Genomic DNA, 14,470 nt, shown 5'->3' on the forward strand with positions numbered 1-14,470 from the left:
TGTGTTTTTGGGGAATGGTAAAAAAACTGTAGAAAGCTTTTGGCAGTAAAGACTAAGGCAGCCAGTATTACTCTTACCATTGTATTAACATTAGTTTTAAAAATGTCTAAGTTAATGATTATTAAATTAAATATACTTCATGTAAAATTTCCTGTTCTAACAGTTATCTTTCAGTATTAGGAGAACTAAAACAGAATAAAAACCGAATGAAGTCACTTTTGTAAAAGTGCCCATCACTCGGAATACAGTTTTAGAATTACTATCTTTTTCTTAGTATGTGTTCTTGAATATCAAAATCTATGAAGATGTTAATCTTCCCAGAGTTCATCCATTAAATCCTGGATTTCTTTTCTCCGCTTCTCGGTTTCATCTTCTAAAATTGTTACAATATCCCCTTCAATTTCTACAAAGTCACCAGGTTCAGCGGACTCAGGAAAGATGCTCTTGTCGAAATCCTTGGTAACTCCTTCAATTTCCACTACGGCGAGTTCCCCTTCAAAACGGTCGATGATTCCCCTTATCTTTTCCATGGTCATCTGGATGTCGCCACAGTAATTTTCGTGCCCGTTGACGTGAAGACAATGTTGCCCTTCTGATCCGTGCGGTAGACGGTCGCCTTCGCTGTCTTGAAGCGGTTCAGCACGTCCTTCGTCGGGTGGCCGTAGGCATTCTTTCCGACGCTGATGACGGCATGTTTCGGCTTCACAACCTTCAGGAAATCGGTATTGGAAGACGTTTTTGCCCCGTGATGGCCGACTTTCAAGACATCCGCCTGCAGCGTCTGTTTTGCTTTTACCATATCGGATTCCGAAGCCTTCTCGGCATCCCCGGTGAACAGGAATTTGTTCTGATTGTAGGTGACATGCAGGACCGCACTCCAGTTGTTCAGGTCGCTTTTGCCGTAGTCCCGTGTCGGCCCAACGAATTTCGCCGTAACCCCTTTAAGGGGCAGCTTGACGCCGGCTTTCGCCGACTTGATGGTCAATTTCTCCGCTTTGACGGCATTCAGAAAATTCTTGTAGGCATCCGTTGTATGCGCCACTTTCGGTGCGTAGACGGACTCCACTTTGAAGGCTTTCAGGACTTCGTCCAGTCCGCCGAGATGATCGGCATCCGGATGCGTGGAGATCAGAATCTCGATGTCATCCACTTTCTGCTTTTTCAAGTAAGCGACGATTTCATCGCCTTGTCCTTGACGGCCGCCGTCAATCAACACATCTTCGCCGCCCGGCATCTTGATGTAGGTGGCGTCGCCTTGGCCGACGTTGATGAAATGCACCTTCATCGGCTTAGTGGCAGCTATGGAAGTGGCAGGGAATCCAAAGGCAGTAATGAGGAGGAGCAGGGATAGAATGATATGGATGGGTTTTTTCAAGGGTTCTCCTTCTTTCCTGTAAGTTTTTAACAACTTCATCATAAGCGATGCCTAAGCAGACAGCAATAGAAATTTTCTTATCGGAAAAAAGGATTGTCCAGCTGAAAATTGAGGTATAGAATAAGAACTGATGTTCGTATAAGGGGGCGTGAAGATGGGAACTCAAACCGTGCCAAACCGCACCATTGCCTGCATCGACATGCGCAGCTTCTATGCCAGCTGTGCAGCGGTGGAGAAGGGGCTTGATCCGCTGCAAGCATATATCGCCGTCGTTGGAAACCAGGACCGGAAGGGGAGCGTCGTGCTGGCGGCCTCGCCCCGCATGAAGAAGGATTTCAGCGTGAAGACCGGCACCCGGCTGTTCGAAATTCCGGACGATTCGCGCATCCTCCTAGTTGAACCGAAGATGGGGTTCTTTCTGCGGGTGTCGCTGGCAATCACGGAGCTACTCATGGAGTTCGTGCCGAAGGAGTCAGTGCACGTCTACAGCGTGGACGAGAGCTTCATTGACCTCACGCATGTCGAAGCGCTGTGGGGGAAGCCGGAAACGGTCGTCCGCCATATCCAGGACGCGCTCATCTGGCAATTCGGCCTGCCTTCGGCTGTCGGCTTGGGGCCGAATATGTTGCTGGCGAAGCTGGCGTTGGACTTGGAGGCGAAGAAGACAGGATTTGCCGAATGGACGCACGAGGACGTGCCTAAGAAACTGTGGCCAGTGGCACCGCTGAGTAAGATGTGGGGCATCGGTTCACGGACGGAGCGGACGTTAAACGGCATGGGCATCTTCTCGGTGGGGGACTTGGCACAGGCGGAGCTGTCCGTACTCGAGGACCGGTTCGGCATTCTGGGGCATCAGCTCTACCAGCACGCGCACGGTATCGACTTCTCCCAACTGGGCGCGTTGCTGCTTGAGGGGCAGGTCAGCTACGGGAAAGGGCAGATCCTCTACCGGGATTACGTCGAAGAGGCGGAAATCATGACGATCATTCTCGAGATGTGTGAGGATGTCGCCATGCGGGCCCGTGTGGCACGGAAGGCCGGACGGACAATCCACCTGTCAATCGGCTACAGCAAGACCGCTTTCGGCGGCGGATTCTCCCGCTCCCAGTCGATTGACGAAGCGACCAATGAGACGATGAAAATCTATAAAGTCTGCCAGGAACTTTTCCAGAAGTTCCACCAGGACAAGCCGGTCCGGCAGGTTTCCCTCTCCATCACGAACCTGGAGGACGAGTCGAGCATGCAGCTGAGCTTGTTCGAGGCACGGAAGTGGGAGAAGCGGAAAGTGGGCGCCGCCATGGATTCCATACGGGAAAAGTACGGCTATTCGGCGGTTTACCGCGCAGTGTCCGGAACTGAGGCGGGAACGGCGATTGCACGGACACATTTAATCGGAGGTCACCAAAAGTAATAGTTAAGTATTATATAAAAATCAAGAAGAGAGAAAAAAATATGCCTGCTCAAGAGTGAAAATATAAAATTGATTAATAACTGTTATTACGTCTTTAGACTTATTAAAAAATACTAGACAGTGGAAAATATTTCTTATTAAATATATCATTTGGTAGGTACTTTTGATAATATAAAGTTAATAGTTTTTTTAGATTCAAGTTATTATTCTGATTATTTAAACTTTTTGGAGGGGAGACGAATCTATGGAACTGGTAGAAGAAAAGTTTCTTTTAGAAGTTAAAAGTAAATTGAATAATTTTATGGGTATGTCTTTTGAGGAAATAGCATTTGAAGTTGGAATAAACCCGGATCTAATCTCTTCAAAATTATCTATCGTGACCTTATTGAATAAAATGTTAGAACATGTAGAAGTAACTAAGCCATCTTTAGTAGAAGTAGTAAAGCCGATGAAATTTTCAATAAAAACGGTGCGTTTAGAGGAAAGTGGAAAACCTAAAGAATCCATGTCCTTTGAGCAAGTAGACTTTTTAAAACTTTCAACAGAAAAATGGGAAACAAGTTTTCTAAGGGAGAAATTGAATAAGACGCTTTTTTTATTTCTAGTTTTTCAATATCAAAAACAAACTGATAACTCTAATATTCTTATTTTCAGAGGTGCTAAGTTTTGGAAGATGCCAGTTGCCGCTCTTAATACCGAAGTGAAAGAAATGTGGGAAAAGACTAAAGGTATAGTGAATGAGGGCGTAAAGATAGAAGAAGTCAAAATTGGTAAAGGAAGCGTTATTAAGAATAATTTGCCAGGTATATCAGATAATCGAATTGTCCATCTTCGTCCTAAAGCAAAAGATGCAAATGATAAAGTTGAATTACCATCAGGCCATTTGATCACTAAGCAAGCTTATTGGATTAACGGTAGTTATATTGGCGAAATTTTAAAAGATATGCCGGCACTTAATCGTAAGGAAAAGAAAAAAGGGTGTACTTATAAAGAACTACCTATTGAAGAACTTGAATTTTTAAGAAACAAACTGACTCAAAAAGCATATACAGTTCAGGAATTTTTGGAGATAGCAAAACAAACCATATCTGGCTTTGAAGAAACGCATATAAATACGAAGAACCTCTCGAAAATACAATTTACAATTGAGAGCCTTTTTATTCTGTCTAACGAAGTTGAAAATATAGACTCCTATCTAGATAATCTTATTTTTGAAGATAGTTACTTTAAAGTGCCGGACAACATGATTTTTAAATCTGGCTATGTTAAGCGTAAAATCGAAAACTTTGAAAATGCCTATAAACTATTGAAAGTGGAGGATAGTATATATATCACTAATAAAAATTTTGAAAGAGATGGGTTAGAAAAGGATACTCTTCTATCTTACAAAGAAGCTGTCGAAAATTTCGTTAATCCAAATACTTTCTTTACTCTAACTACATTATCAAATGGAGGATTTGAGCACGTTTTAGAGGAGTATGGTTTTGATAACATTTTCTATGAAGCGATATTAAAACGCCCAGGACGGCTAAAGTTTTTAAAAATCGCTAATACGGTTGTCTTTACAAAGTCGAAACGAAGTATAGATATAAACGATTTCATATCTTTTATATTAGAAGGACGTGATGTAATTAGTGTTGATAGCTTCATATCAAATGTTTTTTCAAAGTGTAATATAAAAATGAATTATGAGCATGCGATTAAACTAATGAAGTCTTCAAATTATTTTTATTCGAATGAAATGGAGAGGCTCTTTAGGGACAAAGAAACTTTTTATACTAATATTTATGGCAGATAAGAAAAGGTGATAGCATGTATGACTTGTATGTTCTTTGTAATCATGGAATCTCACTAAATGTTGTAAGGATTTTGAATAGAGATGGATTTAGTCTTAATGATTTTTTCAATTATAGCGATACTGTAATTATATTGGGACATAGAAAACCAAAATTAGTAAATGATATAAAAAATATTCTTCCTCTATTAACTGAAAAAGAAATAAAAAATAATCTTTATCAGCTTACTCATGAAGGCTTAACTGAAAGAGTAATACAAAACATGATAGGTTTGAATATTTCATATGAGGATTTAAGTGGGCTTACGGCTGAAAGATTCATTGAGATGAAGGAAGGAAATAGGGAAAAGACGTTTCAAAAAATTATGAAATCGTATGAGACAGTAGAAAAAAATAAAGGAAGAACGCCATTTTCGGAAATTAGGGATTATGTGAATCAGTTTCTTTCAAAGTTCTCGATAGACGAATTGATTTCTTTTGAAAACCTTCAAGAGATTATAAAAAGAGAGTTTAAATTAGAGGGAGACGAACTGAAGGCTACTGTCGAGGCGCTTTTGCAAGTGGAATGGATACACCAGTGCGAATCGGGAATCCGTAAAAAATATCCTACTCTGAGTGACTATCTAAAGGGTGACTTTAAAGATAAAGAAGTATTTATGGGAAGACTTGAAGGAAAAACGTTATATGAATTGTCTGTGGAATATGGTTACTCAAGACAAGGAATTCGGAATATTGAAATTAGAGTAATAAAAAAAATGCCGGAATTTGAAGAGGATAAAAGATATTCCATGATTTTTAAGAAATATAATATGGATTTGGATTTGTTCTGCAAATTATTCAATGAGCCTCTCGAAACTTATAATTATTTGAGTTGTAAATATCAAAAAGGCAATCAATCCGTTCTATCGGATGTCACTGCTTCAATTTTCAACAAAACTCAACAGAAACTAATATTAAGACAGTACGACTCTTATTTGAATAAAGAAGGAGTTGTAGAGGGGATTTCAAAATCAACAATTTTCAATGAAGTCATATATGAATATGCAGTAAATCCAGTCACAGATACAGAAATTTTTCCTAAATACAATGCTTATATAGAAGAACATAATTTACCCCTGCCTCTCTTGGTGAATCCGGAATCAATAAGAGGGTTAAGCGATAGATGTCAGTTGCTTCTAAAGGGTAAGGGTAATACTTATCGTTACTATGACTATGATTTGATCGATGAAAATGTCTTGTCAACGTTAAAGAGTATCATTCCATTGGAGGACGGGATTTATAGTATGAGAAAACTATTCAAAGAAAATCCTGAAATCATGGTAGAGATAGATATAAAAACAGAATATGAACTACATAATCTCTACAGACGGTTAATTCAGTCTGACGAACTTATTTATACGAGAATGCCTGAGTTCTCCATAGGAGAAATCGATAAAAGTAAGTTTTTACTTAAACTGATTCATGAACAAGCTCCTATCCATATTCGAGACTTCGCTGAATACGTCGAAGAGGTATATGGTTTAAGACAAGATTCTTTGACTAGTTATATTATAAGTAACTTAAATGAATACATTCATGACAATGTCCTGAAAGTAGACTATATGCTCTTAGGCTCTAAGGAGTTGGAATGTTTAAAATCACTTATGGCAAAGTCGATCTATACTGTAGACGAAGTGGAAAGAATTGGACAGTCGATTGACAAAGACTTTGGAGAGAAATTTCTGAACAACATGAACTTGTTCAAAGTGGAATATTCCTTAAGAGGAAACTATGTTTTAAAAAGTGAATATGGAAGCGTTGAAAGATATTTTATTGAAATGATATCTTCTTTAGACTACTTCATTAAAAGAAAACTACCGATTTACGAATCATCCGTTTTCAAAAAAGTAATATATGATGCTGAAAAGGATTTCAGGCTAGTGAAGATAGAAGAGGACATGTATATCACTGAAAAAAAATTAGCGGAAGCTGGAATAACAAAAACTGATTTCCTTAATTTTAGGGACTTTTTGTCAGAGTTTATAAATGGAAAATCATACTTTACCTTACATTCATTGAAGAAAGCTGGATTCAGTCATTACCTGGAAGAATTAGGTTTCTCTGAGATTTTCTATGAACGCATAGTATGGTCTTTTAACGGCATTAATTCGATTAGAACGGCTTCAGGATATATTTTTAAATTCACCGATGAAATCATCACTCTTAGGATGTTCCTGGCAGAACAAGTCAAAAAGATGGAAGTCATATCTGTAGATAAACTACAGGAATATTTAAAAGATGAATTTGGCATTGAGATGGAAGAATATAAATTACTATACTTGCTTAGAGAAACCGGCATCTTTTATTCCGAGGAACTAAGGAAATTGTATTTAAACAAAGAGAATTTTTACGAGGAGGTCTTTTAAGATGACAATAAATTTATTAGATTTGATTGGGAAGGATATAGCAAAAACCACTGGTACAAGAAAATTGACAATTAAGGGTGCGACAAAAAATTACGAGGTATACCGCATACCGTTAAACTATCTATTTTATAATGATCAAAACGGACGTATAGCGACATGGATTAGTAAGCATATTGCCGAAAATAAAGATTTAAACCTTGAAGACAAGGAAACTTACAACGAAATTCTACACAACTTCATAAAAGATTCGAACGAAAATGCATTGAAAAAAACAAAGGCAAATATTAAATTGTTTGGTCAACGTGTAGCAGGAGTTGTATTGAAAAATGGAAGAATCATAGATGGCAATCGTCGCTTTACATGCTTACGTGAATTAGCTGAAGAAGGTGGAGATTACTATTTTGAAGCTGTGATTCTGGATACAGACAGTGGTATATCCCCTAAAGATATAAAAAGGCTGGAACTGAATCTGCAGCACGCTGAAGAGCAACCAGTAGATTACAATCCCATAGACAATTTGGTAGACATTTACAGAGATTTGGTGCTTGAAAAAACATTTACCGTACAAGAATATGCAACTAATGTGAATGAAAAGAAAAACGATATTGAGAAATTGTTGAAGAAGGCCACTTTGATGGTTGAGTTTTTGGATTTTATCGATGCAAGTGGCAAATACTATATTGCGCGTGAAATGAATTTAGACGGCCCATTACAAGAGATTTTAGCTATTGTGAACCGTGTTGATGAAGAGAAGCGGGAAGACACAAAAAGCGCACTATTTACAGCTTTGCTGACGTCTCAAGGCGGAGACCTGACACGTTATATACGGGATATCGGCAAGAATATTATAAACACTAGAAATATAGACGATTTTTTAGAAGAGTATGAAGAAATCGTTGAAAAAGTATACGAGACTTTTCAGGAAGAGGAAGAAGTGGAACTTAAAACTATAAATGAAAAAATCTCAACTAATAAGGAATTGAAAGAAAAAAGCAGCAAGACAATTGAAAAGAAAATTGATGCCAACAGATTAGAAAATGCCAGAAGCAAACCAGTGGAGCTGTTGAATAAAGCATTAGTTGCTTTGGATGCGATCGATGCAGAGATAGTGGGACGGATGGATGAAGAAAATAAACAGGAATTTGAAGATGTTTTGAATAAAATTGAGGAATCGATTAATATGTTTGGTCGGAAGTTGAATGTTTAATGAACTTCTCTTGAAGTCGACTTACTACACCACGACTTCCGATATTACTGAAGAATTCTATAATCCAGTTTTATCAATGGCGGTGAAGTATGACCGGGTAAGTGGGTATTTTAGTTCGAAGGCTTTTGCTGCATATTCAAAGGGTCTTGAGGGGCTTGTGAAAAATAATGGTCGTTTTCGGCTTATCATTTCAGAAGAAATTAGTGAAAGCGATTTTGAGCTAATCAAGAATGGATATGATTTACGTGAGAAGCTAATAAGCAATCTATCGAAAAAACTAAATGAAGAACTTTTGCCGGAAGAAAAGAAGAACTTCTATAATTTAGCTCATCTTATTGCTACTGGGTATGTAGATATTAAAATCGGCTTCAAGAAAGGAGGCTTATTCCACTCCAAATTCGGAGTCTGTGAAGATGCTGACCAGAATTTGATTTACTTCACTGGTTCTAATAACGAAACCCAAGCTGCTATAAATCACAACTATGAATCATTTGATTTAACTACCTCATGGCTATCGTCCGCCTTCGATCAGCAAAAGATATTTCAAGCTAAGGATGAATTTGAAAAATTATGGAATAATAAAGCTCAAGGTTTAAATGTTTTCATAAAAGAAATTGATGAAATCATAAAACGAAAAATTATTCAATATGACAAAGGGAGGCTTATTTTGGATGTGGAGATGCTTGAAGAAGATTGCTTGATATTAACTCTGGAAGAGGACAATCTTGTCCTTCAGGATAATTTGGTCTCATACGAAATAAATCCAAAAGACTTTGCTATAGCAAAAAAATTAAAGAGTTATTTTGACGGCGGGTTTCCAAATTTCCGTAATGATTTAACTTATATCGACATTAGAAGAATTATTACCATCTTCAATGATTATTCGGCAAAAAAAAGCTTCAGGTTTGTGGTAAGTAAAAAACTTTTGGATTATATTGATAAGCAGCAGTACTGGATTGAAGAACGCTCTCATTATGGGTTATTCATAAAAAACAAAGACCCTAAGATTATAAGCGATTTCAAAAAGTTTGAATCGATTGTCATGCAAGAGTTGAAACGTCCGTTGAGAGAGCAGCAAATGTGGAGCGCTTTTTACATGCATCAAATGAAGAAAAGTGCAAACTTCTCAGTACCGGGTTCTGGAAAAACTTCCATGATTTACGGCTTATTTGCATATCTCAATTCTTCTGAAATAAACCGTGTAGATAAAATAATCATGATTGGCCCTAAAAATTCCTTTTTGTCATGGAAATTGGAGTTCCAAGAGAATTTTGGGGACAAGAAAACTTTAAAAGTTCTTGATATCCATGAAGAGGAAGGGGCGGAAGTGCAATTAAGGATAAATAGTGCCAGTAAGAATTTGATTCTTATCAATTATGAATCCTTACCGAAATATGAATCGGCATTGAGAGAAATTTTAGATGATCGAACAATATTAGTGTTTGATGAGGTGCATAAAGTTAAGGGACTAAAAAGCAAACGTGCAGAAGTGGCGAAGCGGATATCTGAAAAGCCCTCTTTCAAATTTGTCCTAACTGGGACACCTATACCAAACACGTATCAAGATATTTACAATTTCTTAAATATACTCTATGCCGAAGAATATAAAATGTTCTTTAATTTTCAACCGAATTCATTAAAGAACCCAACTTCTTCAGAAATTCAAGAGATAAATGAAAAGTTATATCCATTCTTTTGGAGAACGACGAAAAAGCAGCTGCAAGTACCGGATGCCAATTCAGACCGAATAATTAAACTGAATATGAACGAAAATGAACAAGCGATAATTGATTTATTATATCAAAAATATGGAAGGTCACCTTTCCATCTTTACATCCGTCTTATACAAGCTTCTACAAATCCAGAGTTACTAATGAAATCGATAGATGCAATAGAGATTTATGGAGAAGAAGATGATTCGGATTGGTACAACCAATTTGGTGGAGATGTTGTAAGATTTTCGGAAGATGAAATTAATTTGATTCGAAAAGTTTCAACAACAAATAAGTATCAACAAGCAGTCGAGCTTGCGACTAGTTTAGTCAATAATAGTAAACAAGCTATAATATGGTGTATTTTTGTAAATACTATTGATAAACTGCATCGTGATTTAAGTGCAAGAGGAATAAGTGTTGCTGTAATCTATGGAAGTACACCTCAGCAAGAGCGTGATGAGATTATTCAAAGCTTTAAAAGAGAAGAGATAGAAGTATTGATTACAAATCCGCATACTCTTGCGGAATCCGTTTCTCTGCACAAAACATGCCACGATGCTATATATCTGGAATACTCTTTTAATCTCACTCATATGCTCCAATCAAGAGACCGCATCCATCGCTTAGGCCTGACAGGTGATCAGTATACTCAGTATTACTATCTAATGTTAGAAAGTGGACACGACCAAAGAAATACAATTGATGAAAAAATTTATACTCGTTTAAAGGAAAAAGAACAACGAATGCTGGAGGCAATTGAAGGTGATGTTCTATCACCAGAGCCGAGAAGCGACGAAGAAGATATTCTTTCACTATTTAAGTTATAATATACAAACTGAAAATATTTAAAGAAAAATAAAGAACGGGAAGCATTTGGCTTCCTGTTCTTTATTTTTTTAGATGATAGCCATTTTTAAGGTGAAGTTTCAATTTAAGTTTACTCGGTTTTATATGTACTTTCCCTAAAGTTTTGTCTTTTATCCTATATAATTTAATGAAAAAATCCTTAGGTTTTCTAAGTCCTATAATAACCAGCGGAGTTGTAAGCTGGACCCTCAAAGGGTTCAAGTGGTCAATATATTGTTCATATGTACCTATAGCGCTGTCAAAACCTCCAGCCATCTTAAGTTCTTGAGTGGCTGAGATGATTATCCCAATTTTAGTCTGAATAGCTTTTTGAACATGATTTAACTCACTAGCTATAACTGGTTTCATCAAATTCCAAGCGATAGTTCCACTGTGGTTAAAACCCACTTCCAACGAAACATTTTCTTTGGCGAAATCCAATCGCCAAGCTCTATTAATGTACTTTGAATCGTTGAATATATAGCTTTCCGAAGCCCATCCTTTTAAAATGAAGCGTTCCTTGAATAATACGTTCAAAGCAGAGGAAATGCTTTTATTTCTATGTTGGTAGGAAAGTGTATGTATTTTAATTATATCTTCCTCAGTTATGCTCTTTATTATTTCTTCTATCTCGTTCCATAAAGAGGTGCAAGCAGTGTCGTTTTTCATAATGGTCAAACCATGTCTATGTGAATGGACGTCAAATTCCATAAAAACTTCCTTTCTATTTTCTTTAAATCTTCTTGAACTTACAGTTTATTTTAGTAAAATCAATTTTTTTTATTATAAAGAAATTTTTTCTACAACTGAACCTATGGTAACAAATTAAGGGGGAAAGAAAAAGCTGACACTTAGAGTGTCAGCTTAACTAAAAACAGATAATTCCATTTGGACTTGGGACATTTCATTGGTCTTTTCAATTTCCTCGATGCGTTCGCCCATGCGTTGGATTAAATCGACGACCAAGGCGTTGCCCATACAGAAGTAGCGCATCCGGTCAGCCATGCCGGCTGTCCAATTGTCAGGGAAACCATTCAATCGTTCACACTCTACAGGAGTCAGAAATCGTTTCTTTCCTTCCACTTCGACGATATGTGTGCTTCTGTTGATGGATCCTTCACTGGTCAACATGGTTCTGCCCGGTTTATCAAGCTCGTCAGTAGGGGACATGCCACCTTCGGAGAAATTATAGACATGGCCATCGGCCGTTGTCCGTTCAATCTTTTTAGGACCGCGTAGATAAGCGAACTTTTCAATGTTCGCTTCAGTCAAAAAGAACTTTTCAGGTACAGCTTCTTCGTCGATGAGGATATCCTTTAAAGGAATCGGCTCTTCAAGTACAGGGGTGACGTGGGAAGTGAAGACTTGCCCATGTTTCATATATCCGGCAGTGTGGAAACCGTAAGAGAATTCATCAGATAATTTTACGATGTCTTCAGGCAATTGTACGGAAGATACTCTATTCTTATAAGGTTCCTGCTCGACAGGGAACGGTTTCGCAAAGAATCCCTCGTTGAAAACGATATTCTCCGGAGTAAGTATCGATTGTTTTTTCTCGAAGGAAATGCCATTCTTATAGGCAAAAATGAACACTCGACGCCGTCTTTGGGCCATCCCATATTCAGCGGCATTGATGACACGCCACTCTACCGTGTAATTCAAGTCCCTGAATGTAGCGAGCATTACAGCGAAGTCTCTTCCACGTTGGGAGGAAGGAGATTTCAATAGACGATCTACATTCTCCAACAGGACATACTTTGGATGGGTATGCTCAATCACCCGCTTGATTTCCCAAAACAGCACACCTTTTTTACCTTGGATTCCTTGTTCTCCAGCCTTGGTCCGGGCAACCGAATAGTCCTGGCAAGGGAATCCACCTACAAGCAGATTCGGTTGGAGGTCATGGAAAGTCTCATCTGTCACCTTGGTTATATCTTCATTTGAATGTATACCTGTATCGAAATTACGTGAATAGCAATCGAAAGCGTCCTGTGCTTTTCTTGAAGGCTCCCATTGATTCGCCCAAACTATATCGAAAAGTTTTTCGTTTGCTTTTTGTAGCCCTAGCCGAAAACCGCCGACTCCGGCAAACAATTCGACTACGCGAAGTTTATTGTTAAATTCCATATACCGAACATCCTTTCGGCTTTTTCTCTATTATACATAAAATCATCGGCAGGATCAACCATCTATAGTAATATATTTGCAACTTCTTTGTAAAATAAAATCTTTATTAAGAATAAGGTTCCTTTTTTTCCGAGACTTGAGAAGGCCTTGAAGTCCGTTTGACGAGATTGATGAACTCCATGGTCTCATCGGCAGTAGCCTCTAGGTTTGCTTTGATTTCGTGCTCCCATATCCTTTTCAGATTCCAACCTTTTTCAATATAATACTCATCCACTTCCTTGTCACGTTCCCTGTTCCGGGCAATTTTTTTGTCCCAAAACTCCTGGTTGCTTTTCGGGCGCTTAAAATGGAGGGGACATCCATGCCAGAAGCAGGAATCGACAAAGATTACTATCTTATATTTTTGGATAACAATGTCAGGTGTTCCTCTCAGTTTTCTCACATTTTTCCTGAATCTTAGACCGCGGCTCCAGAGGCTTTTAGTAAATATATTTTCAAGCTTTGATTGGGCCCTTATAGCTCCCATTGTTTTACTGCGCTGCTCTTTAGACATGATATCTGCCATAAGGATCAGTCCTCTTTTACCTACTTATTTTCCTTTATCTATAAATAAATAAACTTTATTTAACGAAAGCATTAATGCAGTCTCAGTTGTGAAAAGTTATTGAAGCAAAAGACTCGAATATTAAATATTACCCCTCTCAACACATCGGAAGAAGGGAGGAATCAATCCACAAGAGAACTTAATTTCTCTTTGTACAATTAACATCCGGTTATGTGATAGGCCAGTTAGTTTTAACTTAAATTAAAAATGACGGTTTGGTGTACCATTTTTATATAAAACGTATATTGAGAAGTATTTTATAACAACAAGTATAAAGTTTAGTGAAGACCAGATATCCATTTTCAGGTATATTATTTATAAAGTAAACATATAAAATTCAAGAGGGATAGGGGAAATCAAATGGTAGCAGATGTCATACTAGGGGTTACAATTGATACAAAAATGTGGATTGCTGAATTGAAAATTAAAAATTCCGATTTTATTTATGTAGTTGACTATGAGTATTTTGGAGAACCGGTAGTAAGGGACAAGGTGGTGTATATATCAACTATAGACGCTAAGAAACAATTAACGAAATTTAGTTCTATCAATTTTTACAAATCTATGTATGGATATCCAGGTATGAGTGGCAAGATGTCGTCTTTATATAAGAAAAGAAGTTGATATAATGCTATTAAAACATCAGTGCAATTAATGAAGAAAAAGTAAAAAAAGAAAAATGTGTAAGCAGCAATTCGGGTTTATCATAAACTCATGCGTAATTGTATAACAAAAGTGATTCGAAAAAAGGAAGAATTGTCGACACGTACTTTCTAAAAGAATACATTGCTGAACTAAAAAGAAATTAGATGAAAAATTAGAAGGAGATAATCAAGAAAAAATGAACGAAGAAGCACTTGAAGAACTTATTGGCATTTTTGACTTGTCTCGTATTGAGAAAGATTCCCGAAGGAAGTAGATAGAATAATTGAATTAATCCGTTGGCTATGATGTCGTGATTAATTATAATTGTTAATTTTCTACA

Annotated in this window: 11 protein-coding genes; 6 read left to right on the forward strand and 5 right to left on the reverse strand. The window is 37.5% G+C overall.

The window, feature by feature from the left end:
* Positions 1–308 precede the first annotated feature (308 nt).
* Positions 309–530 (reverse strand): DUF3006 domain-containing protein, encoded by a 222-nt coding sequence (locus tag B0H99_RS10365; RefSeq protein WP_106533765.1) that lies wholly within the window; start codon positions 528–530, stop codon positions 309–311.
* A 2-nt stretch (positions 531–532) separates the two neighbouring features.
* The gene (locus B0H99_RS10370; RefSeq protein WP_106533600.1) at positions 533–1,375 is read right to left on the reverse strand and encodes a ComEC/Rec2 family competence protein; all 843 of its coding nucleotides are present in this window, start codon (positions 1,373–1,375) and stop codon (positions 533–535) included.
* A gap of 154 nt (positions 1,376–1,529) precedes the next feature.
* On the opposite strand from B0H99_RS10370, the gene B0H99_RS10375 reads away from it, so the two are divergent.
* From B0H99_RS10375 to B0H99_RS10395, 5 genes are all read left to right on the forward strand, one after another.
* Positions 1,530–2,786, forward strand: coding sequence for a Y-family DNA polymerase (locus tag B0H99_RS10375; RefSeq protein ID WP_106533601.1), 1,257 nt, complete (start codon positions 1,530–1,532; stop codon positions 2,784–2,786).
* Between the two features lie 244 nt (positions 2,787–3,030).
* Complete coding sequence (locus B0H99_RS10380) at positions 3,031–4,584, forward strand: MutH/Sau3AI family endonuclease (RefSeq protein WP_106533602.1); 1,554 nt, start codon at positions 3,031–3,033, stop codon at positions 4,582–4,584.
* A 14-nt stretch (positions 4,585–4,598) separates the two neighbouring features.
* Complete coding sequence (locus B0H99_RS10385; RefSeq protein ID WP_106533603.1) at positions 4,599–6,986, forward strand: hypothetical protein; 2,388 nt, start codon at positions 4,599–4,601, stop codon at positions 6,984–6,986.
* Position 6,987: 1 nt separating this feature from the next.
* Positions 6,988–8,193: a ParB/RepB/Spo0J family partition protein gene (locus B0H99_RS10390; protein WP_106533604.1), complete on the forward strand. Its 1,206-nt coding sequence runs from the start codon at positions 6,988–6,990 to the stop codon at positions 8,191–8,193.
* On the forward strand, positions 8,186–10,735 hold the full coding sequence (locus tag B0H99_RS10395; protein WP_106533605.1) for an SNF2-related protein: 2,550 nt from the start codon (positions 8,186–8,188) through the stop codon (positions 10,733–10,735). The genes B0H99_RS10390 and B0H99_RS10395 overlap by 8 nt, the downstream gene beginning before the upstream one ends.
* A gap of 61 nt (positions 10,736–10,796) precedes the next feature.
* Here B0H99_RS10395 and B0H99_RS10400 read toward each other — a convergent pair whose 3' ends face one another.
* From B0H99_RS10400 to B0H99_RS10410, 3 genes are all read right to left on the reverse strand, one after another.
* Positions 10,797–11,465, reverse strand: coding sequence for a BglII/BstYI family type II restriction endonuclease (locus tag B0H99_RS10400; protein ID WP_106533606.1), 669 nt, complete (start codon positions 11,463–11,465; stop codon positions 10,797–10,799).
* Between the two features lie 153 nt (positions 11,466–11,618).
* On the reverse strand, positions 11,619–12,881 hold the full coding sequence (gene dcm, locus B0H99_RS10405; protein ID WP_106533607.1) for a DNA (cytosine-5-)-methyltransferase: 1,263 nt from the start codon (positions 12,879–12,881) through the stop codon (positions 11,619–11,621).
* Between the two features lie 106 nt (positions 12,882–12,987).
* Positions 12,988–13,446, reverse strand: coding sequence for a very short patch repair endonuclease (locus B0H99_RS10410; RefSeq protein ID WP_106533608.1), 459 nt, complete (start codon positions 13,444–13,446; stop codon positions 12,988–12,990).
* A 399-nt stretch (positions 13,447–13,845) separates the two neighbouring features.
* Here B0H99_RS10410 and B0H99_RS10415 point away from each other — a divergent pair, with 399 nt between their 5' ends.
* On the forward strand, positions 13,846–14,109 hold the full coding sequence (locus B0H99_RS10415; RefSeq protein WP_106533609.1) for a hypothetical protein: 264 nt from the start codon (positions 13,846–13,848) through the stop codon (positions 14,107–14,109).
* The last annotated feature ends 361 nt before the right edge of the window (positions 14,110–14,470 follow it).

Source organism: Planomicrobium soli, assembly GCF_003014655.1.
Classification (GTDB): Bacteria; Bacillota; Bacilli; order Bacillales_A; family Planococcaceae; genus Planococcus; species Planococcus soli_B.